The sequence below is a fragment of the uncultured Massilia sp. genome, from assembly GCF_913773735.1.
Taxonomy (GTDB): domain Bacteria; phylum Pseudomonadota; class Gammaproteobacteria; order Burkholderiales; family Burkholderiaceae_D; genus Telluria.
This window is the reverse complement of record NZ_CAJYEB010000019.1, coordinates 33518-54135: the sequence shown is the minus strand read 5'-3', so window position 1 is coordinate 54135 and position 20618 is coordinate 33518. Positions and strand designations below refer to the sequence as shown.

Here is a 20618-nt window from a genome sequence, read left to right as displayed (position 1 = left end):
CGACGCGGAGACGCGGCGACGCCCGGTGCGCTCGGGGAGCGCACCTACGTCCGCGCCAGGCGCCCTTCGGCGCGGCTGACGGCGTCGCCCGTGCCGCGCAGGACCACCACGTCGCCGGCCCGCAGTTCGGTCTGCGCATCGGGCGCGAAGCGCGTGGCGCCGCGCCGCACGGCCGTGACCTGGGCGCCCATGCCTTCCAGTTCCAGCTCCATCAGGCGCCGGCCGACCGCGTCGGCATCGTCCTTCAGCGTCACCGAGTGCAGGTGCATCCCGGCCGCCTCGTCGTCGGCGGCGTCGCTGGCGCCGTGGAAGTAGCCGCGCAGCGAGGCGTAGCGCTCGTCGCGCGCGGCCTGCACGCGGTGCACCACGCGGCGCAGCGGCACGCCCATCGCCACCAGCGCGTGCGAGGCCAGCATCAGGCTCGACTCCAGCGCTTCCGGCACGACCTCGGTGGCCCCGGCCTGCTTCAGCATGTCGAGTTCGGTATCGTCGTGGGCGCGCACGATGACCTGCAGTTCCGGCGCCAGCTCGTGCACCAGGTGCAGCACCTTCAGCGCCAGGCGCGTGTCGGCGAAGGTGATGACGAGGGCGCTGGCGCGGTTGATGCCGGCCGCGATCAGCGCCTCGCGGCGCGTGCAGTCGCCGTACGACACGTCGATGCCGGCGCTGCGCGCCTCCTGCACCCGCTCCGGGTCCAGGTCGAGCGCGTACCACGGCAGCTTTTCCTCGGACAGCAGCGTGGCCAGGCTCTGGCCGCTGCGCCCGAAGCCGGCGATGATCACGTGCTTCTGCGCCTTCATCGTGCGGCTGGCCAGCTGCGTCAGCTGCAGCGACTGCAGCATCCATTCGTTGGACGCGACCAGCATCGCCAGCTTGTCCATGTTGGCGATGATGAAGGGCGCGGCCAGCATCGACAGCACCATCGAGGCCAGCACCAGCTGGATCACGAACGGGTCGATCAGCTTCGAGTCGGACGCGAGGTTCAGCAGCACGAAGCCGAACTCGCCGGCCTGCGCCAGGCCCAGGCCGGTGCGCATGGCGATGCCGTCGGAGGAGCCGAAGACCTTGGCCAGCAGCGCGATCAGCGCGAACTTGAGCAGCACCGGCACCACCAGCAGCAGCAGCACGATCCACCAGTGCTGCAGCACCAGCTGCAGGTTGAGCAGCATGCCGATGGTGATGAAGAACAGGCCGAGCAGCACGTCGCGGAAGGGCTTGATGTCTTCCTCGACCTGGTGCTTGTACTGGGTCTCGGAGATCAGCATGCCGGCGACGAAGGCGCCCAGCGCCATCGACAGGCCGGCGTGCTCGGTGATCCAGGCCGCGCCCAGCGTCACCAGCAGCAGGTTCAGCATGAACAGTTCCTGCGAGCGGCGCTTGACGACGACGGTGAACCACTGGCGCATCAGCTTCTGGCCGAAGAACAGCAGCAGCGCCAGCACCGCGGCCGCCTTCAGGCCGGCCCAGGCCAGCGTCATCGCCAGTTCCTCGGCCGGCTTGGCCAGCGAGGGGATCAGGATCAGCAGCGGCACCACGGCCAGGTCCTGGAACAGCAGGATGCCGATGATGCGGCGTCCGTGCTCGCTTTCGAGCTCCAGGCGCTCGGTCAGCAGCTTGACCACGATGGCCGTGGACGACATGGCCAGCGCGCCGCCCAGCGCCAGCGCGGCCTGCCAGCCCACGTGCAGCGCCGGCGGCAGGTAGCGCGTCAGGAACGACACCGCGATGGTGGCGGCGATGGTCAGCCCCACCTGGGCCAGCCCGAGGCCGAACACCAGGCGGCGCATCGCCTTGAGCTGCCCGAGGGAGAATTCGAGGCCGATCGAGAACATCAGGAACACGACGCCGAACTCGGCCAGCGCGTGGGTGGTGGGGCCGTTGTCGGCCAGGTTCAGGGCGTTCGGGCCGATCAGCACGCCCACCGCCAGGTAGCCCAGCATGGGCGGCAGGTGCAGCATCCGGAACGCGACCACGCCGAGGACGGCGCTGCCCAGCAGCAGGAGGGTGAGTTCGAGGCCGGATGTCATGCGGTCGTCAAAGGCCGGGGCCTGTCAAGGGTGTTGTATGTTACGACTGGCAAGTTTCTTGCTTTCCTAATTCGGCTATACTTTGTCTATGAGTGTAACCCATGAAAAAATAATGTTGACAAGTTTTGACGAGTCCCAGGCGCGCACCGCCCTGGAACTGGCCCGCGAGGCGCTGGACATCGAGGGCGAGGCGATCCGCAAGCTGTCGGCCCGCCTGGGCGCCGACGACAGCGTGCCGCGCGCGATCGCGCTGATGCTGGCCTGCCAGGGCCGCGTGGTGGTCTCCGGCATCGGCAAATCGGGTCACATCGGGCGCAAGATCGCGGCCACGCTGGCCTCGACCGGCACGCCGGCGCTGTTCCTGCACCCGGCCGAGGCGGCGCACGGCGACCTCGGCATGGTCACGCCGCAGGACGTGATGATCGCCATCTCGTATTCCGGCGAAAGCAGCGAGCTGGCCGTCGTGATCCCGGCCGTCAAGCGCATGGGCGTGCCCGTGATCGCCATGACCGGCAAGCCGGAGTCGCGCCTGGCGCAGGCCGCCGACGTGCACCTGGACGTCGCCGTCGACAAGGAAGCCTGCCCGCTGAACCTGGCGCCCACCGCCAGCACCACCGTCACGCTGGCGCTGGGCGACGCGCTGGCCGTGGCCCTGCTCGAACTGCGCGGCTTCAAGTCGGAAGACTTCGCGCTGTCGCACCCGGGCGGCGCGCTGGGCCGGCGCCTGCTGACCCGCGTGCGCGACGTGATGCGCAGCGGCGACGCCGTGCCGGCGGTCGCGCCGGACACGCTGCTGATCGACGCGCTGCTGGAAATCTCGCAGAAGGGCATGGGCATGACCGCCGTGGTGGATGCCGACGGCCGTCCGGTCGGCGTGTTCACCGACGGCGACCTGCGCCGCCTGATCGCCAAGGCCCAGGATTTTTCCGCGGTCGTGATCCGCGACGTGATGCACGCGAATCCGCGCCGCATCCAGCCGGACCAGCTGGCCGTCGACGCCGTCGCCGTGATGGAGGAATTCCGCATCAACCAGATGCTGGTGACGGATGCCGACGACCGGCTGGTGGGCGCGCTGCACATCCACGACCTCACGCGCGCCAAGGTGATCTGATGACGCCACTGGCCCACATGGAACGCGCGGCGCGCGTGAAAGTCATGATCTTCGACGTCGACGGCGTGCTCACCGACGGCAGCCTGACCTACGGCCCGGACGGCGAGGTCGCCAAGACCTTCTTCGTGCTGGACGGCCTCGGCATCCAGCTGCTCAACCGCACCGGCGTGCGCACCGCCATCATCAGCGCGCGCACGTCGCCGATCGTGGTCAGGCGCGCGGCCGACCTCGGGATCACCCACGTGTTCCAGGGCCAGCACGACAAGCGCCTGGCGTTCGCCAAACTGCTCGCGCAGACCGGCGTCGCGGCCGAGGAGTGCGGCTACATCGGCGACGACGTGATCGACCTGCCGCTGCTCACGCGCGTGGGCTTCGCCGTCACGGTGCCGAGCGGCCATCCGGAAGTGCAGCACCGCGCCCACTACGTGACGCGCAACCCGGGCGGGCGCGGCGCCGTGCGCGAGGTGTGCGACATGGTGATGCGCGCCCAGGGCACCTACGAACGGGCGCTCGCGCCGTATTTCGGATGAGCGCCATGGCCCGCGCCCCGTACAAGCGCACCGCCCACCGCTGGCGCCTGCTCGGCCTGATGCTGCTCGCCGTGTTCTGCGCGTTCGGCAGCTTCTGGCTGGTGCAGGTGATGGAGGGGCAGGCCGACGACGCGCGCGTCAACCTGAACAACGATCCGGACTACATCGTCGACAACTTCAGCTTCGTGCGCATGTCGGTGGACGGCAAGCCGCGCTACGTGATCTCGGGCGAGCGCCTGACCCACCGCCCGGCCGACAACAGCTCCGAGATCGAGAAGCCGGTGGTGCAGAGCCTGGCGGTCGACAAGCCGCCGATGACCACCACCGCGAACCACGCGCTGGTCGACCAGAACCAGAACCGCATCGAGTTGACCGGCAACGTCGACATCCGGCGCCCGGCCAGCGGCACCAGCCAGGCGCTGCACATCCGCACCGAGGCGATGACGATCCTGACGGACGACGAGATCGCCAGGACCGACAAGCCGGTGCAGATGACGCTGGGCAGCGCGACGATCGACGCCGTCGGCGCGACGGTCAACAACGCGACCCAGCAGGCCCGGTTCGGCCAGGGACGGGCGACCTATCCGCCGCGCCAGGCGCGCTGACGCCACTCTTACTGAGGACAACCATGAACAAATTACTCGCCGCCGCCATCTTCCTGCTGGTGCCGCTGGCCGCCTCGGCCGAGAAGGCGGACGCGCTCAAGCCGATCACGATCGACTTCAAGGACTCCCACGTCGACCAGGTGACGCAGAACTACGTCGCCGTCGGCGACGTCGTGATCACCCGCGGCACGATGATCCTGAAATCCGACCGCGCCGAGGTCAAGGAGGCGCCGGATGGCTTCCGCACCTTCATCCTGACCGCCGCGCCGGGCAAGATCGCCACCTTCCGCCAGAAGCGCGACGGCGGCCCCGACCTGTGGGCCGAGGGCCAGGCCCAGCGCATCGAGTACGACGAGCGCGCCGACCTGGTCAAGCTGTTCTCGAAGGCCGTCATCAAGCAGCTCGAGGGCCAGAAGGTCACGCAGGCGATGGACAGCGAGTTCATCTCCTACGACAGCCGCCGCGAAGTGCTGGTGGGCCGCAACGACCCGAGCGGCGCCGACGTCAAGGGCCAGGGCCGCGGCAGCATCACGCTGGCGCCGCGCCGCGCCCAGCCGGCAGCCAATGCGCCGGCCGCGTCCGCGGCACAACCGGCCGCACAATCGGCCGCACAACCGGCGGCAGGGAAGCAGTGATGGAGGTGCGCGCAGACACCACCCCCGTCGCCCGCGCGGGCAGCACCCTGGTCGTCAAGGGCCTGCAGAAGAGCTACGGCAAGCGCCTGGTCGTGCGCGACGTCTCGCTCGACGTCGCCTGCGGCGAGGTGGTCGGCCTGCTGGGGCCGAACGGCGCCGGCAAGACCACCTCGTTCTACATGATCGTGGGCCTGGTCACGTCGGATGCCGGCAGCATCGACATCGACGGCGACGACGTGACGAGCCTGCCGATCCACCGGCGCGCGCTGCTGGGCCTGTCCTACCTGCCGCAGGAAGCCTCGGTGTTCCGCAAGCTGACCGTCGAGGAAAACATCCGCGCCGTGCTGGAACTGCAGCGCGAGGACGGCAAGCCGCTGACCAAGACGCGCATCGCGGAGCGCCTCGACGAACTGCTCACCGAGCTGCAGATCGAGAAGCTGCGCGAGAACCCGGCGCTGTCGCTGTCGGGCGGCGAACGGCGCCGCGTCGAGATCGCGCGCGCGCTGGCCACCAACCCGCGCTTCGTGCTGCTGGACGAGCCGTTCGCCGGCGTGGATCCGATCGCCGTGATCGAGATCCAGCGCATCGTGCGCTTCCTGAAGGAGCGCGGCATCGGCGTCCTGATCACCGACCACAACGTCCGCGAGACGCTCGGCATCTGCGACCGCGCCTACATCATCAACCAGGGCGCGGTGCTGGCATCGGGCCGTCCCGACGACATCATCGCCAACGAGTCCGTGCGCCGCGTCTACCTGGGTGAACACTTCCGGATGTAGACATGAAACAGACGCTGCAACTCAAGACTTCCCAGCACCTCGCGCTCACGCCGCAACTCCAGCAATCGATCCGCCTGCTGCAGCTGTCCACGCTCGAACTGCACCAGGAAATCGAACAGGTCCTGAGCGACAATCCGCTGCTCGAACGCCTGGACGATCCGCTCGACCGCTCGGTGCGCCTGCTGGCCGACGGCGCCATCAATAACGCGCCGGCGCCGTCCGGCGAGGCGCCCGCGCAGCAGCCGGGCGGGGAGGAGGGCGCGTCCGGCGCGCAGGGCGCCGAGGCCGAGGGCGGCGAAGGCGCGGGCGGCGACGATGCGCCTGCCGGCGACGGCGAGATGGACTGGAACGACGCGCCCAGGAGCGGCGGCGGCGAGGACGAGGACGGCCGCCCGCAGCTGGAAGCGAGCCCCGTCACGCTGCGCGAGCACCTGATGGAACAGGTGCGCATGACCTGCATCGCGCCGCGCGACTGCGCGCTGGTCGAACTGGTCGTCGATGCGCTGGACGACAACGGCTACCTGGAAGAATCGCTGGACGACATCCATGGGCGCCTGCCGGAAGAACTCGGGATCGAGTTCGACGAGCTGCGCACGGCGCTGGCGCTGGTGCAGAGCCTCGATCCGGCCGGCGTCGGCGCGCGCAGCGCGGCCGAGTGCCTGGCGCTGCAGATCCGGCGCCTGCCCGGCGTGCCGATGGTGACGCGGCGCATGGCGCTGGTCATCGTCGAGAAGTACCTGACCTGGTTCGCGCAGCGCGAGTTCAACAAGCTGAAAAAGGCGCTGGACTGCGACGACGAAGACCTGCGCGAGGCCCAGGCCGTGATCCGCCAGTGCAATCCGCACCCGGGCGCGGCGTTCGCCTCGGACGTGTCCGACTTCGTGGTGCCGGACGTGATCGTGCGCCGCGCCAAGGACGGCTGGAGCGTGCAGCTGAACCCGGACGTGATGCCGCGCCTGCGCGTGAACAGCCTGTATGCGCAGGCGCTCAAGCAGGGCAAGTCCGAGACGCAGATGAATGCGCAGTTGCAGGAAGCCAAGTGGCTCATCAAGAACATGCGCCAGCGCTTCGACACGATCCTGCGCGTGGCGCAGGCGATCGTGGACCGCCAGCGCAATTTTTTCTCCCATGGCGCGGTTGCCATGCGGCCCCTTGTTTTGCGCGAGATAGCTGATACACTAGGTCTACACGAGAGCACAATTTCTCGAGTCACAACTCAGAAATACATGCTGACCCCGCACGGCATGTTCGAGTTGAAGTATTTCTTCGGGAGTCATGTTGCCACCGAGGCGGGAGGAGAAGCATCCTCGACGGCGATCCGGGCTCTCATCGTGCAACTTACAGGAGCAGAAGACCCCAAGAACCCTTTATCCGACAGCAAGATTGCGGACATGTTGGGGGAACAGGGAATGGTCATCGCGCGGCGCACCGTCGCCAAGTACCGCGAGGCCCTGAAGATCCCGCCCGTCAGCCTTCGCAAATCCTTGTAGAACGAAGAAAGACCACGTAGCAAGTTCTTGTCACACCGCTGCCTCGTGCGCCGAGGCGCGCATGGCCGGCAGCGCATCTTCAAAGGAGTGTGTATGAATCTCACTATCAGCGGACATCATCTCGATGTTACCCCGGCAATCCGAGAATACGTACAGAACAAGCTCGAACGCATCACCCGTCATTTCGACCAAGTCATCGACTCCCACGTCATCCTCTGCATCGACAACCTTACCGAGAAGGAAAAGCGCCAGAAGGCCGAGATCAACCTGCGTGTCGCGGGCAAGATCCTCCACGTCGCCAGCGCCGCGCACGACCTGTACGCCGCGATCGACATGCTGATGGACCGGCTCGACCGCCAGGTCATGAAGTACAAGCAGATGATGCAGGACTTCACCCATACCTCGCCGAAGCGCATGCCGGATGCGGGCGGAGACGCTGAACCTGCCACGGCCTGAGCCGGCAGCAGCATCGTGAACAAAGGGCGCATCGGCGCCCTTTTTGATGATTGGGCAGGCGTTAAAATGTCGCTCCGAACATTCGAACGACGAGAGACATGAGCGAACACGTACTGACCCGCCTCGCCGACGGCACCGGCATCATCACCCTGGACCGCCCGAAGGCGCTGAACTCGCTGTCGCTGCCGATGGTGCGCGCGCTGACCGCGACGCTGGCGGCCTGGCGCGACGATCCCGCCGTCGCCGCCGTCGTCATCCGGAGCAGCAGCGAGAAGGCGCTGTGCGCCGGCGGCGACATCCGCTTCTTCCACGAAGTCGGCAACGCGACCCCGATGGGCGGCAGCGCGCTGCTCGAGGATTTCTTCACCGAGGAATACGCGCTCAACCACCTGATCCACTTCTATCCGAAACCGTATATCGCGCTGATGGACGGCGTGGTGATGGGCGGCGGCATGGGCATCGCCCAGGGCGGTCCCGGCTGCGGCCTGCGCATCGTGACCGAGCGCACCAGGATGGCCATGCCCGAGGTGAACATCGGCCTGTTCCCGGACGTCGGCGGCAGCCACTTCCTGTCGCATGCGCCGGGCCGCCTGGGCTACTACCTGGGCCTGACGGGCGCCACGGTCGGCGCCGCCGACGCCCTGTACCTGGGCCTGGCCGACCTGTTCGTGCCGGGCGCGCAGATGGCGGCGCTGCATGCGCTGGTCGCCTCCACGCCGGGCGCGGCACTGGCGGACGCGCTGCGCGCCTTCGCCGCCCCGTTCGCGGACCAGGCCGGCCCCAGCGCACTGGAAGCGCAGCGCGCGCGCATCGACGCGCACTTCGGCGCGGCCACCGTGGCGGACACGATGGCCGCGCTGGCGGCCGATGCGGACCCGTTCGCGCAGCAGGCGCTGGCCATGATGCGCCAGCGCTCGCCCCTGATGATGTGCGTGACCCACGCGCTGCTGGAACGCGCGCAGGCGCTCGGCGTGGCCGACTGCCTGCGCATGGAGCGTTCGCTGGTGCGCCGCAATTTCGAGCACGGCGAAGTGCTGGAAGGCGTGCGCGCGCTGGTCATCGACAAGGACAATGCGCCGCGCTGGAATCCGCCCGCGCTGGACGAGGTGACGACGGCGATGGTGGCGCGCTTCTTCGAGCCGGTGTGGCCGGCGTGGGCGCATCCGTTGCGGCATCTTTGATGGGCCGCGGGGGAAAATCGGGGTCAGAGCCCGAAAGGAAAAACCGGGCTCTGACCCCTAAGGCTGCTCCCTATGGCGGATGACGACCCGTTCGGTATCGGCGAAGTAGGCGCCCAGGCGTTCGGCCATGTAGACGGAGCGGTGCTGGCCGCCCGTGCAGCCGACCGCCACCGTCAGGTAGCTGCGGTTGTCGCGCTTGAACGAGGGCAGCCACTTGGCGACGAAGGCGCGGATGTCGGACAGCAGCTCGATCGCCTGCGGCTGCGCGTCGAGGAAGGCGATGACGGGCGCGTCCTTGCCGTTCAGCGGACGCAGCGCCAGGTCGTAGTAGGGATTCGGCACGGCGCGCACGTCGAACACGAAGTCGGCGTCGAGCGGCACGCCGTGCTTGAAGGCGAAGGATTCGAAGAACAGCGTCAGCGGCGCGTATTCGACCTCGGCCAGTTCCTTGACCCAGGCGCGCAGCTTGTTGGCGGACAGCTCCGACGTGTCGATCACGTGGCCCAGCTTCTCGATCGGCAGCAGGCGCTCGCGCTCTTCCAGGATGCATTCGATCAGCGTGCGGCGCGCGGCCGGATTCTCGTTCGGGCGCAGCTCGTGCGACAGCGGATGGCTGCGCCGCGTTTCCGAGAAGCGCGCGACCAGCGAATGCGTGCTGGACGTCAGGAAGATCACCTTGACGAGGTGGCCTTCGGCGCGCAGCTGGGCGACCGTGGTCGGCAGCTCCGCCAGCGAGCGCGCGCTGCGCGCGTCGACGGCCACGGCGATGCGCTGGCTGTCGTCGCCGTCGACGGTCTTGACCAGGTGCGGCAGCAGGGCCGGGGGCAGATTGTCGACGCAGTAATAGCCTGCGTCTTCGAGGACGTTCAGGGCGACCGATTTGCCGGAGCCCGAGATACCGGTGATGAGTAGGATGCGCATGCGGGGGATGATAGCACCGGCGCGGGTCAGTCGCTGCTCATCGCTTGCCGTTGACGCTCCATGAACTCCTGCAGCGTGTCGATCCCGCGCAGTTGCAGGATCGTGTTGCGCACGGCGGCCTCCAGCAGCACCGCGATGTTGCGGCCGGCCGCGACCGGGATCACGACCTTGCGGATCGGCAGGCCCAGCACGTCCTCGGTGGGGAAGTGGAAGGGCAGGCGTTCGACTTCCTCGTCGAGCGCGCCGCGCTTGACCAGGTGGACGATCAGCTTCAGGCGCATCTTGCGGCGCACCGCCGTCTCGCCGAAGATGGCCTTGATGTCGAGCAGGCCCAGGCCGCGCACTTCGAGCAGGTTCTGCAGCAGCGGCGGGCAGCGGCCCTCGATCATGTTGGGGGCGATGCGCGAGAATTCGACGGCGTCGTCGGCCACCAGCCCGTGCGAGCGCGAGATCAGTTCCAGGCCCAGTTCGCTCTTGCCCAGGCCCGAGTCGCCGGTGATCAGGACGCCCACGCCCAGCACGTCCATGAACACGCCGTGCATGATCACGCGCTGCGCCAGTTTCTTGGACAAGTAGACGCGCAGGAAGTCGATCACCTGGGCGGCCGGCAGCGGCGTCGAGAACAGCGGGATGTTCTTTTCGTCGCAGATGGCGAGGATGTCCGGCGGCGTGTCGAGGCCTTGGGCGATGATCAGCGCGGGCGGCTCGCCCGCGATCAGTTCGCCGATCACGTGGCTGCGCGAGCCGGATTTCAGGCGCTGGTAGTAATTCAGTTCCTGGTGCCCGAACACCTGGATGCGGCCCGGGTGGATCAGGTTCAGGTGGCCGACCTGGTCGGCCGCCGAGACGGCGTCGCCCGAGATCAGCCGCTCGCCGCCGGGAAAGCCGGCGAACCAGCCCAGTTGCAGCGTATCGCGATTGTCGTCGTACAGCCTCTGGATGGTCAGCGGTGTCTGCAGCATGGGCATGATCGGATGGGGCAGGGAGGGCGCAGCGGGTCGGGCTCAGCCCAGTGCCTGCAGGCTCGGTTGCCAGTTGATGATGCGTTCGTGGACCGATTTCGGGTCCGGGTCGGTGGCCAGCGCCGTGCGGACCGCCTCGTCCGAGAACAGCTCGGCGATCTCGGACAGGATCTCCAGGTGCTGCTGGGTCACGTGGTCCGGGATCAGGAGGAAGAACAGCAGCTTGACCGGCTGCCCGTCCGGCGATTCGAACGGGATCGGCTCGACCAGGCGCACGAAGGCGGCCAGCGGCGACTTCAGGCTCTTGCTGCCCTTGATGCGGCCGTGCGGCACGGCGACGCCGTGGCCGAGGCCGGTGGAACCGAGGCGCTCGCGCGCGAACAGGTTGTCCGAGACGGTCGAGCGGGCGATGCCGCAATTGTTCTCGAAAATCAGGCCGGCCTGTTCGAAGGCGCGTTTCTTGCTCGACACTTCCAGATCGAGCTGAACGTTTTCGAGCGAGAGGATTTTGCTTAAATTAGTCATGACACGCTTCTAGTGCGGTGCCCCACAGGGCTTGCGAGCGGGAATTATAGGCCGGTTTCATGGCCGTGTAATTCGATTTCGCACCCGGCCGGGCGCCTGTTCCTTCCCCGCCGCGAAGCGTCGGAAAGGTGTCGGGAAAGCCACGTTCGGGTGTACGCAATTTCCGTTATGAAATCCCGGGTTTGACGCACGAAACGTCTGTCCCGGGGCTGATCCTGCGATTTTTCTGGCTGTATCCTTGCATATCGAGCATCGACGATGCGCGCCGCCGGGGGCGGCGGCGTGTCGCCTGAAACGGACACTAGATGGGGACGGTCGCCGGAAAATCACCCGTCGGGATGATGATCACTGGCGCGCGGTGCGCAGGTTGGACGGCTTGCCGGTGCTGAAGTTGGCGCGCCAGGGATTGATGTCGAGCCCGCCGCGCCGGGTGTAGCGGGCATACACCGCCAGCTTGTGCGGCTTGCATTGGCGCAGGATGTCCGTGAAGATGCGCTCGACACATTGCTCGTGGAATTCGTTGTGTTCCCGGAAACCAATCAGGTACTTGAGCAGGCTTTCCTGGTCGATCTGCGGGCCGGCGTAGCGGATCTGCACGCTGCCCCAGTCCGGCTGGCCGGTGACGAGGCAATTCGACTTCAGCAGGTGCGACACCAGCGTCTCCTCGACGGCCGCCTCGTTGTGGTTGGCCTTGAGCAATTGTGGCGACGGGCTGTAGGTGTCGATCTCGACGTCGAGGCGGTCCAGCAGCAGGCCGTCCAGTTCGCCCATCTTCAGCTTGTCGAAGTCTTCCGGCAGGGTCAGGGTCACGTGCACCGGCGCGCCGAAGGCGTTCGACAGGTCGTCGCGCAGCAGGGCCAGCAGGGCGTCGGTGTTCGCCAGGCGGGTCTGGTTGAAGGAATTCAGGTACAGCTTGAACGATTTCGATTCGACGATATTGGGCGAATCCGCGGGCGCGCTGAAGGTCGCGATCGCCACCTGCGGCTTGCCGCGCATGTTCAGCCACGACAGTTCGTAGGCATTCCAGATGTCCACGCCGAAGAAGGGCAGGGTGCCGGAAAGGCCGAGTTCGTCACGCTTTTGCTGGCGCGGGATCGGAAACAGCAGCTCGGGCGTGTACTCGGTCTGGTAGGCCGAGGTTTTGCCAAGCGGCGATTGATCGGGGGTATTGTTCATGGTGTCTCTCGAAGCGCCGGACAGTATTCCGATGCCGTTCCGGCGGCGGCAAAGCCGCGTATCGTACACCTTTCAGCCATAGGGCGCATGTCCGGTCCGCTTTGCGCCAAAACAAACCGGGGTCAGAGCCGGGCTCTGACCCCGGTTTGTTTTGGCGCAAGGTCGTAGGGTGCGCACCCCGTGCGCACCACCGCCGACGCTTACAAGAACAATTTGTACACCGGGTTCGCGCTCTCGTCCCAATGCCGGTACCCCAGCGTCGCCAGGAACTGCCGGAACTCGTCCATCTCCCCGCCGGGCACCTGCAGGCCGACCAGGATGCGGCCCACGTCGCCGCCCTGGTTGCGGTAGTGGAACAGCGAGATGTTCCAGTTCGGCGCCATGCTGTCCAGGAAACGCATCAGCGCGCCCGGGCGTTCCGGGAACTCGAAGCGGTACAGCAGTTCGTCGTGCGCCAGCGGGCTCTTGCCGCCGACCAGGTGGCGCACGTGCTGCTTGGCCAGTTCGTCGTGCGTCAGGTCGAGGGTACGGAAACCGTGTTCCTCGAAGGTGCGCGCGACCGTGCCCGATTCGCTGCGGCTGCCGATCTGCACGCCGACGAAGACGTGGGCCTGGCGCTCGTCGCTGATGCGGTAGATGAATTCGGTGACGTTGCGCGGGCCGACCAGGCCGCAGAAGCGCTTGAAGCTGCCGCGCTGTTCGGGAATCGTCACGGCGAACACGGCTTCGCGCGCCTCGCCGACCTCGGCGCGCTCGGCCACGAAGCGCAGGCGGTCGAAGTTCATGTTGGCGCCGCAGGCCACCGCGACCAGGGTTTCGTTCTTCACCGGCGCGCGCGCCATCTGCGAGCGTTCGACGTAGGCCTTGGCGCCGGCCACGGCCAGCGCGCCGGCCGGCTCGAGGATGCTGCGGGTATCCTGGAACACGTCCTGGATGGCCGCGCAGATCGCATCGGTGTCGACGATGATGATCTCGTCGACGACTTCCTGCGCCAGGCGGAAGGTTTCCTCGCCGACCAGGCGCACCGCGGTGCCGTCGGAAAACAAGCCGACGTCGGGGAGGGTGACGCGTTCGCCGGCCTTCAGGCTTTTCGCCATCGCGTCGGAATCGATGGTCTGCACGCCGATGACCTTGATGTCCGGACGCACCGCCTTGACGTAGGCGCCCACGCCGGCCACCAGGCCGCCGCCGCCGATCGCCACGAAGATCGCGTGGATCGGGCCGGAATGCTGGCGCAGGATTTCCATGCCGATGGTGCCCTGGCCGGCGATCACGTCCGGATCGTCGAACGGGTGCACGAAGGTGAGCTTCTGCTCGCGCTCCAGCGTCAGGGCGTGGTTGTAGGCGTCGGTGTAGGAGTCGCCGTGCAGCACGATCTCGACGTTGGCGCCGCCGCGCGCCTTGACCGCATTGATCTTGACCGGCGGCGTCGTGGTCGGCATGACGACCAGCGCGCGGCAGCCGAGGCGGCTGGCGGACAGCGCCACGCCCTGGGCATGGTTGCCGGCCGACGCGCAAATGACGCCGCGCTTGAGCTGCTCGGACGAGAGATTCGCCATCTTGTTGTAGGCCCCGCGCAGCTTGAAGCTGAACACGCTCTGCATGTCCTCGCGCTTGAAGTAAATGCGGTTGCCCATGCGCTGCGACAGGGTCGGGGCCAGTTCGAGCGGGGTCTCTTCCGCCACGTCGTAGACGCGCGCGGTGAGGATTTTCTTGAGGTAGTCGGTAGTCATTGGCGGATACGAATAAGCTGGATTCCGGGGCGACGCTGAACTTCCTGGATGGCGGATAACCGAGGATTGCAGTACGGAACGCGGGACCGGGTAGGGCCTGGCGTACCGTGTCGTGACGGTGGGGTGCTCCTCATTATAATGGACCCCATCCATTCCATTGCCCACAATCTTTTCGATGATCGAATCCGCCGTCCTCTGGCTCCTGGCATTGCTGGCCGCTCCCGCGGTGGGGCTCACGTCGGTATTCATCATCGCCTTCATTTCCGCCACCCTGCTGCCGCTCGGCTCGGAGCCGGCCGTGTTCGCCGTCGTCAAGGCCAACCCGGCCATGTTCTGGCCGGCGATCCTGGTCGCCACCGTCGGCAACACGCTGGGCGGCATCGTCGACTACTGGATCGGCTACCGCGCCAAGGTGGCGTTCGCCAAGGAGCGCAAGTCGCGCTGGTTCCATTGGCTAGCGCGCTACGGCGCGAAGACCATGCTGCTGTCCTGGGTGCCGGGCATCGGCGACCCGCTGTGCACGCTGGCGGGCTGGCTGCACCTGCCGTTCTGGCCGAGCGTGATCTACATGGCGATCGGCAAGTTCGGGCGCTACGTGTTCATGACGGCGACGCTGCTGTACGTGCCCGACGGGTGGTGGAAGTGGATCGGCGATACCACCAGCCGGATATTCGGATGAGCGGGGGCAGGGCCAGCTGTCGGCCTTCGGGGGCGCCGCTCCCGGCGTGCCGTCGCGGCGCGCACCCACCCGCCATGGATAAGATGACCATTTCTTGAGCAGGCCGTCTTTTCGTTGCCCATTTTTTTGTTTACCCAGCGGAAATTTGCACGAAAACCGTTTTCTCCGTAGTTTTTTGCTTTACAGGCGTTGCAAAAAATACCTTGTCCCCAGCGTGGTGCATCGCAATAAGCTAGAATGGTTGTCCACCGCGACGCATTAGAGTCGATCTGACAGCCGATCCCCCATGAACGCTCCTGCCAATATCCACGCCCTGCTCGAAGAAAATTCGCCGGTCCGCCTGCGCGAAATCCCTTATAACTACACGTCGTTTTCCGATCGCGAGATCGTGATCCGGCTGCTGGGCGAGTCGTCGTGGGCGCTGCTCGACGAACTGCGCGGCGCGCGCCAGACCGGGCGGTCGGCACGCATGCTGTACGAGGTGCTGGGCGACATCTGGGTCGTGCGCCGCAATCCCTACCTGCAGGACGACCTGCTGGACAACCCGAAGCGCCGCGAAAAGCTGATCGACGCCCTGCACCACCGCCTGGGCGAAGTCGAGAAGCGGCGCCTGTCGTTCGATGCCGGCGATGCCGGTGACCAGGCCGTGCTGGCCGCGCGCAGCAGCGCCGTCGAGAAGCTGCTGGCGGCGGCGCGCAAGGCCGTCGACGACTTCGGCCTCGAATTCCGCGCCACCTACGACCTGCGCAAGCGCGCCGTGAAGGTGCTGGGCCAGTACACCGACAAGCGCAACATCCGCTTCGACGGCATGCACCGCACCTCGCACGTGACCGACGCCACCGACTGGCGCGTCGAGTATCCGTTCCTCGTGCTGGTGCCGGACAGCGAGGACGAGATGGCCGGCCTGGTCAAGGGCTGCATCGAACTCGGACTGACCATCATCCCGCGCGGCGGCGGCACCGGCTACACCGGCGGCGCGATTCCGCTGTCGCCGCTGTCGGCCGTGATCAATACCGAAAAACTGATCCAGATGGGGCCGGTGGAGATGACGCGCCTGCCGGGCGTGGACCGCGACTACGCGACCATCCACACCGGCGCCGGCGTCGTCACCCAGCGCGTGTCGCAGGCGGCCGAGCAGGCGGGCTTCGTGTTCGCCGTCGATCCGACCTCGGCGCACGCCTCCTGCGTGGGCGGCAACGTCGCCATGAACGCGGGCGGTAAGAAGGCCGTCCTGTGGGGCACGGCGCTCGACAATCTCGCGTCCTGGCGCATGGTCGACCCGAACGGCGACTGGCTCGACGTCACCCGCGTCGACCACAACCTGGGCAAGATCCACGACGCCCCGGTGGCCTCGTTCAGGCTGGAATGGACGCACCCGTCGGCCAAGGGCGCCCCGAAGGGGGAACCGTTCCGCACCGAGATGCTGCACATCGAGGGCCGGCGCTTCCGCAAGGAGGGCCTCGGCAAGGACGTCACCGACAAGTTCCTGGCCGGCCTGCCCGGGATCCAGAAGGAAGGCACCGACGGCCTGATCACGTCGGCGCGCTGGATCCTGCACAAGATGCCGAAGTTCACGCGCACCGTGGCGCTGGAATTCTTCGGCCAGGCGCGCGACGCGATTCCCTCGATCGTCGAGATCAAGGACTACCTCGACAGCCTGCCCAGGAGCGGCAGGCCGGAGTTCGCCACGCTGCGCCTGGCGGGCCTGGAGCACCTGGACGAGCGCTACCTGCGCGCGGTCGGCTACGCCACCAAGTCCAAGCGCGGCGTGCTGCCGAAGATGGCGCTGTTCGGCGACATCGTCGGCGACGACGAGAACGCCGTCGCCCTGGCCGCGTCGGAAGTCGTGCGCCTGGCGAATACCCGGGTGGGCGAGGGCTTCATCGCCGTCAGCCCGGAGGCGCGCAAGAAGTTCTGGCTCGACCGCGCCCGCACCGCGGCCATCGCGCGCCACACCAACGCCTTCAAGATCAACGAGGACGTGGTCATCCCCCTGGGGCGCATGGGCGAGTACACCGACGGCATCGAGCGCATCAACGTCGAGCTGTCGATCAAGAACAAGCTGCAGCTGGTCGAGGAACTGCACGCCTGGTTCGCGGCGGGCGACCTGGAACTGGCCAAGAGCGAGGATGCCGGCGGCGAAGGCGTGTCGCGCGACGAGTTGCTGGGCGACCGTCCGCAGCAGGCCGACGAGCTGCTGGGCCGCGTGGCCGCGCGCTGGGGCTGGATCATGGCCAACCTCGACCAGCTGCTGCGCGACGTGCGCGGCGCGCTGGCCGAGTTCGGCCTGGACGGCCTGCTCGACAGGATCGACGAGCGCCTGCAGCGCCAGCCGGACGCCACCCTGTTCGACGTGGTGCAGGACCATACCGTGCGCGTCTCGTGGAAGAGCGAGATCCGCGCGCCGCTGCGCCAGATCTTCAACGGCGCGGCCTACAAGCCGGTCCTCGACGAGGCGGGCGCGATCCACAAGCGGGTGCTGCGTTCGCGCGTGTTCGTCGCCCTGCACATGCACGCGGGCGACGGCAACGTGCACACCAACCTGCCGGTGAACTCGGACGACTACGCGATGCTGCAGGACGCGCACAAGGCCGTCGAGCGCATCATGAAGCTGGCCCGTTCGCTGGACGGCGTGATCTCGGGCGAGCACGGCATCGGCATCACCAAGCTGGAATTCCTGCTCGACTCCGAGATCAGCGAGTTCCGCGAGTACAAGCAGCGCGTCGATCCGGAAGGCCGCTTCAACAAGGGCAAGCTGCTCAATACCGATACGGCGTTCGCCGACCTGCGCAATGCCTACACGCCGTCGTTCGGCCTGATGGGCCACGAATCGCTGATCATGCAGCAGAGCGACATCGGCGAGATCGCGGCCAGCATCAAGGACTGCCTGCGCTGCGGGAAGTGCAAGCCGGTGTGCACGACGCACGTGCCGCAGGCGAACCTGCTGTACTCGCCGCGCGACAAGATCCTCGCCACGTCCGCGCTGATCGAGGCCTTCCTGTACGAGGAACAGACCCGCCGCGGCGTGTCGATCAAGCACTGGGAAGAGTTCGAGGACGTGTCCGACCACTGCACCGTGTGCCACAAGTGCGTGACGCCGTGCCCGGTCAACATCGACTTCGGCGACGTGTCGATGAACATGCGCAACCTGCTGCGCAAGATGGACAAGCGCAGCTTCAAGCCGGCCAACCGCGCGGCCATGTTCTTCCTGAACGCGACCGACCCGACCACCATCAACGCCACGCGCAAGGCGATGGTCGACCTGGGCTACAAGGCCCAGCGCATGGGCGCCAGCCTGCTCAAGACGGTGGCGAAGGAGCAGACCAAGGCGCCGCCCCCGACCACCGGCAAGGCGCCGGTGCGCGAGCAGGTGATCCACTTCGTCAACAAGAAAATGCCGGGCAACCTGCCCAAGAAGACGGCGCGCGCGCTGCTGGACATCGAGGACGACAAGGTCATCCCGATCATCCGCAACCCGAAGGCGACCAATGCCGACACCGAGGCCGTGTTCTACTTCCCGGGCTGCGGCTCCGAGCGCCTGTTCTCGCAGGTGGGCCTGGCCACGCAGGCGATGCTGTGGGAAGTGGGCGTGCAGACCGTGCTGCCGCCGGGCTACCTGTGCTGCGGCTATCCGCAGCGCGGCGCCGGGCAGTACGACAAGGCCGACAAGATGATGACGGATAACCGCGTGCTGTTCCACCGCATGGCCAACACGCTGAACTACCTCGACATCAAGACGGTCCTCGTGTCCTGCGGCACCTGCTACGACCAGCTGGCGACCTACGAGTTCGAGAAGATCTTCCCGGGCTGCCGCATCATGGACATCCACGAATACCTGCTGGAGAAGGGCGTCAGGCTGGAAGGCGTGAGCGGCACCCGCTACATGTACCACGACCCCTGCCACACGCCGATGAAGCTGCAGGACGCGACCAAGACCGTCAATGCGCTGGTGCAGACCGTCGACAACGTGAAGATCGAGAAGAACGACCGCTGCTGCGGCGAGTCGGGCACGTTCGCGGTATCGCGTCCGGACATCTCCACCCAGGTGCGCTTCAGGAAGGAGCAGGAAATGGAGAAGGGGGCCGACAAGCTGCGCGCGGACGGCTTCAAGGGCGACGTCAAGATCCTGACGAGCTGCCCGTCCTGCCTGCAGGGCCTGTCGCGCTACAACGACGATTCGGGCACCACCGCCGACTACATCGTGGTCGAGATGGCGCGCCACCTGCTGGGCGAAAACTGGCTGCCGAACTACGTGGCCAACGCCAACGACGGCGGGATCGAGCGGGTGCTGGTATGACGCGCGTCGCCGGTTGCGAGCTGTGCGCGCTGGCCGCGGCGTCCCCCTCCCCGGCCGTGTTCGAGAACGACCGGTTCGCCGTCATCCTCGTCGACGATGCCGGCTACCCCGGCTTCGCGCGCGTGATCTGGAAGGACCACGTGCGCGAGACGAGCGACTTGCCCGACGCCGACCGCCTGCTGCTGAACGACGCCGTCTGGAAGCTGGAGCTGGCCGTGCGCGAGGTCATGGCGCCGCTGAAGGTCAACGTGGCGAGCCTGGGCAACGTGGTGCCGCACCTGCACTGGCACGTGATCCCGCGCTACGCCGACGACGCCCACTTCCCGGCGCCGGTGTGGGCGCAGGCGGTGCGCGAGACGCCGGCCGCGGTGCTGGCGCGCCGCAAGGCGCTGCTGCCGCAATTGGCGGACGCGATCACGCGCCGGTTCGCAAGCGGCTAGAATACGCGTAGACGTTACACGCAAAGCCGTCGTCCCCGAGCAGGCGGGGACCCAATTTCGCATGCGTCACCGGTATGCGCAAACATCGGGCCCCGGCCTTCGCCGGGGCGACGTTCCAGGTCTTTAGATTCCCGATATCATGCCCATCCCCACCGAATTCACCGTCCACCAACAATCCCGCACCGTCGACATCGCCTTCGACGACGGCGCCGCCTTCGTGCTGCCGATCGAACTGCTGCGCGTCTACTCGCCCTCGGCCGAAGTGCAGGGCCACGGCCCCGGCCAGGAAGTCCTCCAGCTCGGCAAGCGCAACGTCATCATCGACGCCGTCGAGCCGGTCGGCAACTATGGCATCAAGCCGATCTTCAGCGACGGCCACGAGTCCGGCATCTTCACCTGGGACTACCTGTACAAGCTCGGCAAGGAACAGGACCAGCTGTGGAGCGACTACATGGGCCGCCTGCACGCCGCCGGCTTCAAGGACGACACCGGCCGCGATCCCATTCCCGAGATCCCGGGCATGAAGAAAGGCGGCGGCGGGTGCGGCAGCGGCGGCTGCGGTTGCCACTGACCGTCGCATCATTCACGATTGTGGGTTTCCCCCCCCCCCAGGTTGCCATACTTTTACGTAGAAGTGGACTGGGAGCGCCCGGTCGGCGTCTGCGCCTCGGCGAGTGTCGTCGGGGCTTTTCGCTTTCTTGGGACGGGTAGATTGCCAGTCCCCGATTCGTGAATCCTTCACCCACGTGTTCACGACAATGAAAAGAGCGCCGCCGGTCACCCGTGGCGCTCTTTCTGTAACCGGTTGGCAAACCGGATGGGGGAGGCGGTCCCCTGCGGAAGGATTATTGCGGCTGGATGTTGGCAGCCTGCTTGCCCTTCGGACCGGTGGTGACGTCGAACATCACGCGCTGGTTCTCGGCCAGCGACTTGAAGCCGGCGGTGTTGATTGCCGAAAAGTGCGCGAACAGATCGTCGCCACCATCATCGGGTTTGATGAAGCCGAAGCCCTTCGCGTCGTTGAACCATTTTACGGTGCCAGTCGCCATGTCTATCTCTCTCAAGGATTTTTGA

The 20618-nt window shown here is 66.9% G+C and carries 19 protein-coding genes; 12 read left to right on the top strand and 7 right to left on the bottom strand.

Features of this window, described 5'->3' with window-relative positions; all coding sequences use genetic code 11:
- Nucleotides 1–44 precede the first annotated feature (44 nt).
- The gene (locus QZ749_RS08030; protein WP_296945355.1) at nt 45–2027 is read right to left on the bottom strand and encodes a monovalent cation:proton antiporter-2 (CPA2) family protein; all 1983 of its coding nucleotides are present in this window, start codon (nt 2025–2027) and stop codon (nt 45–47) included.
- Nucleotides 2028–2115: 88 nt separating this feature from the next.
- Here QZ749_RS08030 and QZ749_RS08025 point away from each other — a divergent pair, with 88 nt between their 5' ends.
- The 8 genes from QZ749_RS08025 to QZ749_RS07990 all read left to right on the top strand — a co-directional run bounded on the left by QZ749_RS08025 (nt 2116) and on the right by QZ749_RS07990 (nt 8811).
- Complete coding sequence (locus QZ749_RS08025; RefSeq protein WP_373896797.1) at nt 2116–3138, top strand: SIS domain-containing protein; 1023 nt, start codon at nt 2116–2118, stop codon at nt 3136–3138.
- Nucleotides 3138–3668, top strand: coding sequence for an HAD family hydrolase (locus QZ749_RS08020; RefSeq protein WP_296945353.1), 531 nt, complete (start codon nt 3138–3140; stop codon nt 3666–3668). The genes QZ749_RS08025 and QZ749_RS08020 overlap by 1 nt, the downstream gene beginning before the upstream one ends.
- A 5-nt stretch (nt 3669–3673) precedes the next feature.
- Entirely contained in the window at nt 3674–4273 is a 600-nt protein-coding gene (gene lptC, locus QZ749_RS08015; protein WP_296945351.1) for an LPS export ABC transporter periplasmic protein LptC, read from the top strand.
- Nucleotides 4274–4296: 23 nt separating this feature from the next.
- Nucleotides 4297–4908: a lipopolysaccharide transport periplasmic protein LptA gene (lptA, locus tag QZ749_RS08010; protein WP_296945350.1), complete on the top strand. Its 612-nt coding sequence runs from the start codon at nt 4297–4299 to the stop codon at nt 4906–4908.
- Nucleotides 4908–5684 (top strand): LPS export ABC transporter ATP-binding protein, encoded by a 777-nt coding sequence (gene lptB / locus QZ749_RS08005; RefSeq protein ID WP_296945348.1) that lies wholly within the window; start codon nt 4908–4910, stop codon nt 5682–5684. Before lptA ends, lptB begins: the two co-directional genes overlap by 1 nt.
- A gap of 2 nt (nt 5685–5686) precedes the next feature.
- The gene (locus QZ749_RS08000; RefSeq protein WP_296945346.1) at nt 5687–7174 is read left to right on the top strand and encodes an RNA polymerase factor sigma-54; all 1488 of its coding nucleotides are present in this window, start codon (nt 5687–5689) and stop codon (nt 7172–7174) included.
- 93 nt (nt 7175–7267) lie between these two features.
- On the top strand, nt 7268–7630 hold the full coding sequence (gene hpf / locus QZ749_RS07995) for a ribosome hibernation-promoting factor, HPF/YfiA family (RefSeq protein WP_296945345.1): 363 nt from the start codon (nt 7268–7270) through the stop codon (nt 7628–7630).
- A 98-nt stretch (nt 7631–7728) separates the two neighbouring features.
- Nucleotides 7729–8811 (top strand): enoyl-CoA hydratase/isomerase family protein, encoded by a 1083-nt coding sequence (locus tag QZ749_RS07990; RefSeq protein WP_296945344.1) that lies wholly within the window; start codon nt 7729–7731, stop codon nt 8809–8811.
- 57 nt (nt 8812–8868) lie between these two features.
- Here the strand turns inward: QZ749_RS07990 and rapZ are convergent, their stop codons facing one another.
- From rapZ to ilvA, 5 genes are all read right to left on the bottom strand, one after another.
- On the bottom strand, nt 8869–9732 hold the full coding sequence (gene rapZ, locus QZ749_RS07985; RefSeq protein ID WP_296945343.1) for an RNase adapter RapZ: 864 nt from the start codon (nt 9730–9732) through the stop codon (nt 8869–8871).
- Nucleotides 9733–9758: 26 nt separating this feature from the next.
- Complete coding sequence (gene hprK, locus QZ749_RS07980; RefSeq protein ID WP_290415440.1) at nt 9759–10694, bottom strand: HPr(Ser) kinase/phosphatase; 936 nt, start codon at nt 10692–10694, stop codon at nt 9759–9761.
- 42 nt (nt 10695–10736) lie between these two features.
- Nucleotides 10737–11219 carry a PTS sugar transporter subunit IIA gene (locus tag QZ749_RS07975; RefSeq protein ID WP_290415441.1) on the bottom strand — a complete coding sequence of 161 codons (483 nt, stop codon included), beginning with the start codon at nt 11217–11219 and terminating at the stop codon, nt 10737–10739.
- A gap of 345 nt (nt 11220–11564) precedes the next feature.
- On the bottom strand, nt 11565–12395 hold the full coding sequence (gene queF / locus QZ749_RS07970; RefSeq protein WP_296945341.1) for an NADPH-dependent 7-cyano-7-deazaguanine reductase QueF: 831 nt from the start codon (nt 12393–12395) through the stop codon (nt 11565–11567).
- A 200-nt stretch (nt 12396–12595) separates the two neighbouring features.
- Nucleotides 12596–14128 (bottom strand): threonine ammonia-lyase, biosynthetic, encoded by a 1533-nt coding sequence (gene ilvA / locus QZ749_RS07965; RefSeq protein WP_296945340.1) that lies wholly within the window; start codon nt 14126–14128, stop codon nt 12596–12598.
- A gap of 175 nt (nt 14129–14303) precedes the next feature.
- Here ilvA and QZ749_RS07960 point away from each other — a divergent pair, with 175 nt between their 5' ends.
- The 4 genes from QZ749_RS07960 (at nt 14304) to QZ749_RS07945 (ending at nt 20115) form a co-directional block, all read left to right on the top strand.
- A complete protein-coding gene (locus QZ749_RS07960; RefSeq protein ID WP_296945338.1) occupies nt 14304–14807 on the top strand; it encodes a YqaA family protein in 504 nt (167 codons plus the stop codon).
- 286 nt (nt 14808–15093) lie between these two features.
- Nucleotides 15094–19104, top strand: coding sequence for a DUF3683 domain-containing protein (locus QZ749_RS07955; RefSeq protein ID WP_296945336.1), 4011 nt, complete (start codon nt 15094–15096; stop codon nt 19102–19104).
- Nucleotides 19101–19544: an HIT family protein gene (locus tag QZ749_RS07950; RefSeq protein WP_296945334.1), complete on the top strand. Its 444-nt coding sequence runs from the start codon at nt 19101–19103 to the stop codon at nt 19542–19544. Before QZ749_RS07955 ends, QZ749_RS07950 begins: the two co-directional genes overlap by 4 nt.
- A 139-nt stretch (nt 19545–19683) precedes the next feature.
- Nucleotides 19684–20115: a DUF971 domain-containing protein gene (locus tag QZ749_RS07945; protein ID WP_296945332.1), complete on the top strand. Its 432-nt coding sequence runs from the start codon at nt 19684–19686 to the stop codon at nt 20113–20115.
- A 274-nt stretch (nt 20116–20389) separates the two neighbouring features.
- On the opposite strand, the gene QZ749_RS07940 is transcribed toward QZ749_RS07945, so the two are convergent.
- Nucleotides 20390–20593 carry a cold-shock protein gene (locus tag QZ749_RS07940; RefSeq protein ID WP_296945330.1) on the bottom strand — a complete coding sequence of 68 codons (204 nt, stop codon included), beginning with the start codon at nt 20591–20593 and terminating at the stop codon, nt 20390–20392.
- Nucleotides 20594–20618: the final 25 nt, after the last annotated feature.

Coding starts and splice junctions, on each gene's coding strand:
- QZ749_RS08030 (WP_296945355.1), bottom strand. CDS start 2,027: ATGACATCCGGCCTCGAACTCACCCTCCTGCTGCTGGGCAGCGCCGTC.
- QZ749_RS08025 (WP_373896797.1), top strand. CDS start 2,116: ATGAGTGTAACCCATGAAAAAATAATGTTGACAAGTTTTGACGAGTCC.
- QZ749_RS08020 (WP_296945353.1), top strand. CDS start 3,138: ATGACGCCACTGGCCCACATGGAACGCGCGGCGCGCGTGAAAGTCATG.
- lptC (WP_296945351.1), top strand. CDS start 3,674: ATGGCCCGCGCCCCGTACAAGCGCACCGCCCACCGCTGGCGCCTGCTC.
- lptA (WP_296945350.1), top strand. CDS start 4,297: ATGAACAAATTACTCGCCGCCGCCATCTTCCTGCTGGTGCCGCTGGCC.
- lptB (WP_296945348.1), top strand. CDS start 4,908: ATGGAGGTGCGCGCAGACACCACCCCCGTCGCCCGCGCGGGCAGCACC.
- QZ749_RS08000 (WP_296945346.1), top strand. CDS start 5,687: ATGAAACAGACGCTGCAACTCAAGACTTCCCAGCACCTCGCGCTCACG.
- hpf (WP_296945345.1), top strand. CDS start 7,268: ATGAATCTCACTATCAGCGGACATCATCTCGATGTTACCCCGGCAATC.
- QZ749_RS07990 (WP_296945344.1), top strand. CDS start 7,729: ATGAGCGAACACGTACTGACCCGCCTCGCCGACGGCACCGGCATCATC.
- rapZ (WP_296945343.1), bottom strand. CDS start 9,732: ATGCGCATCCTACTCATCACCGGTATCTCGGGCTCCGGCAAATCGGTC.
- hprK (WP_290415440.1), bottom strand. CDS start 10,694: ATGCTGCAGACACCGCTGACCATCCAGAGGCTGTACGACGACAATCGC.
- QZ749_RS07975 (WP_290415441.1), bottom strand. CDS start 11,219: ATGACTAATTTAAGCAAAATCCTCTCGCTCGAAAACGTTCAGCTCGAT.
- queF (WP_296945341.1), bottom strand. CDS start 12,395: ATGAACAATACCCCCGATCAATCGCCGCTTGGCAAAACCTCGGCCTAC.
- ilvA (WP_296945340.1), bottom strand. CDS start 14,128: ATGACTACCGACTACCTCAAGAAAATCCTCACCGCGCGCGTCTACGAC.
- QZ749_RS07960 (WP_296945338.1), top strand. CDS start 14,304: ATGATCGAATCCGCCGTCCTCTGGCTCCTGGCATTGCTGGCCGCTCCC.
- QZ749_RS07955 (WP_296945336.1), top strand. CDS start 15,094: ATGAACGCTCCTGCCAATATCCACGCCCTGCTCGAAGAAAATTCGCCG.
- QZ749_RS07950 (WP_296945334.1), top strand. CDS start 19,101: ATGACGCGCGTCGCCGGTTGCGAGCTGTGCGCGCTGGCCGCGGCGTCC.
- QZ749_RS07945 (WP_296945332.1), top strand. CDS start 19,684: ATGCCCATCCCCACCGAATTCACCGTCCACCAACAATCCCGCACCGTC.
- QZ749_RS07940 (WP_296945330.1), bottom strand. CDS start 20,593: ATGGCGACTGGCACCGTAAAATGGTTCAACGACGCGAAGGGCTTCGGC.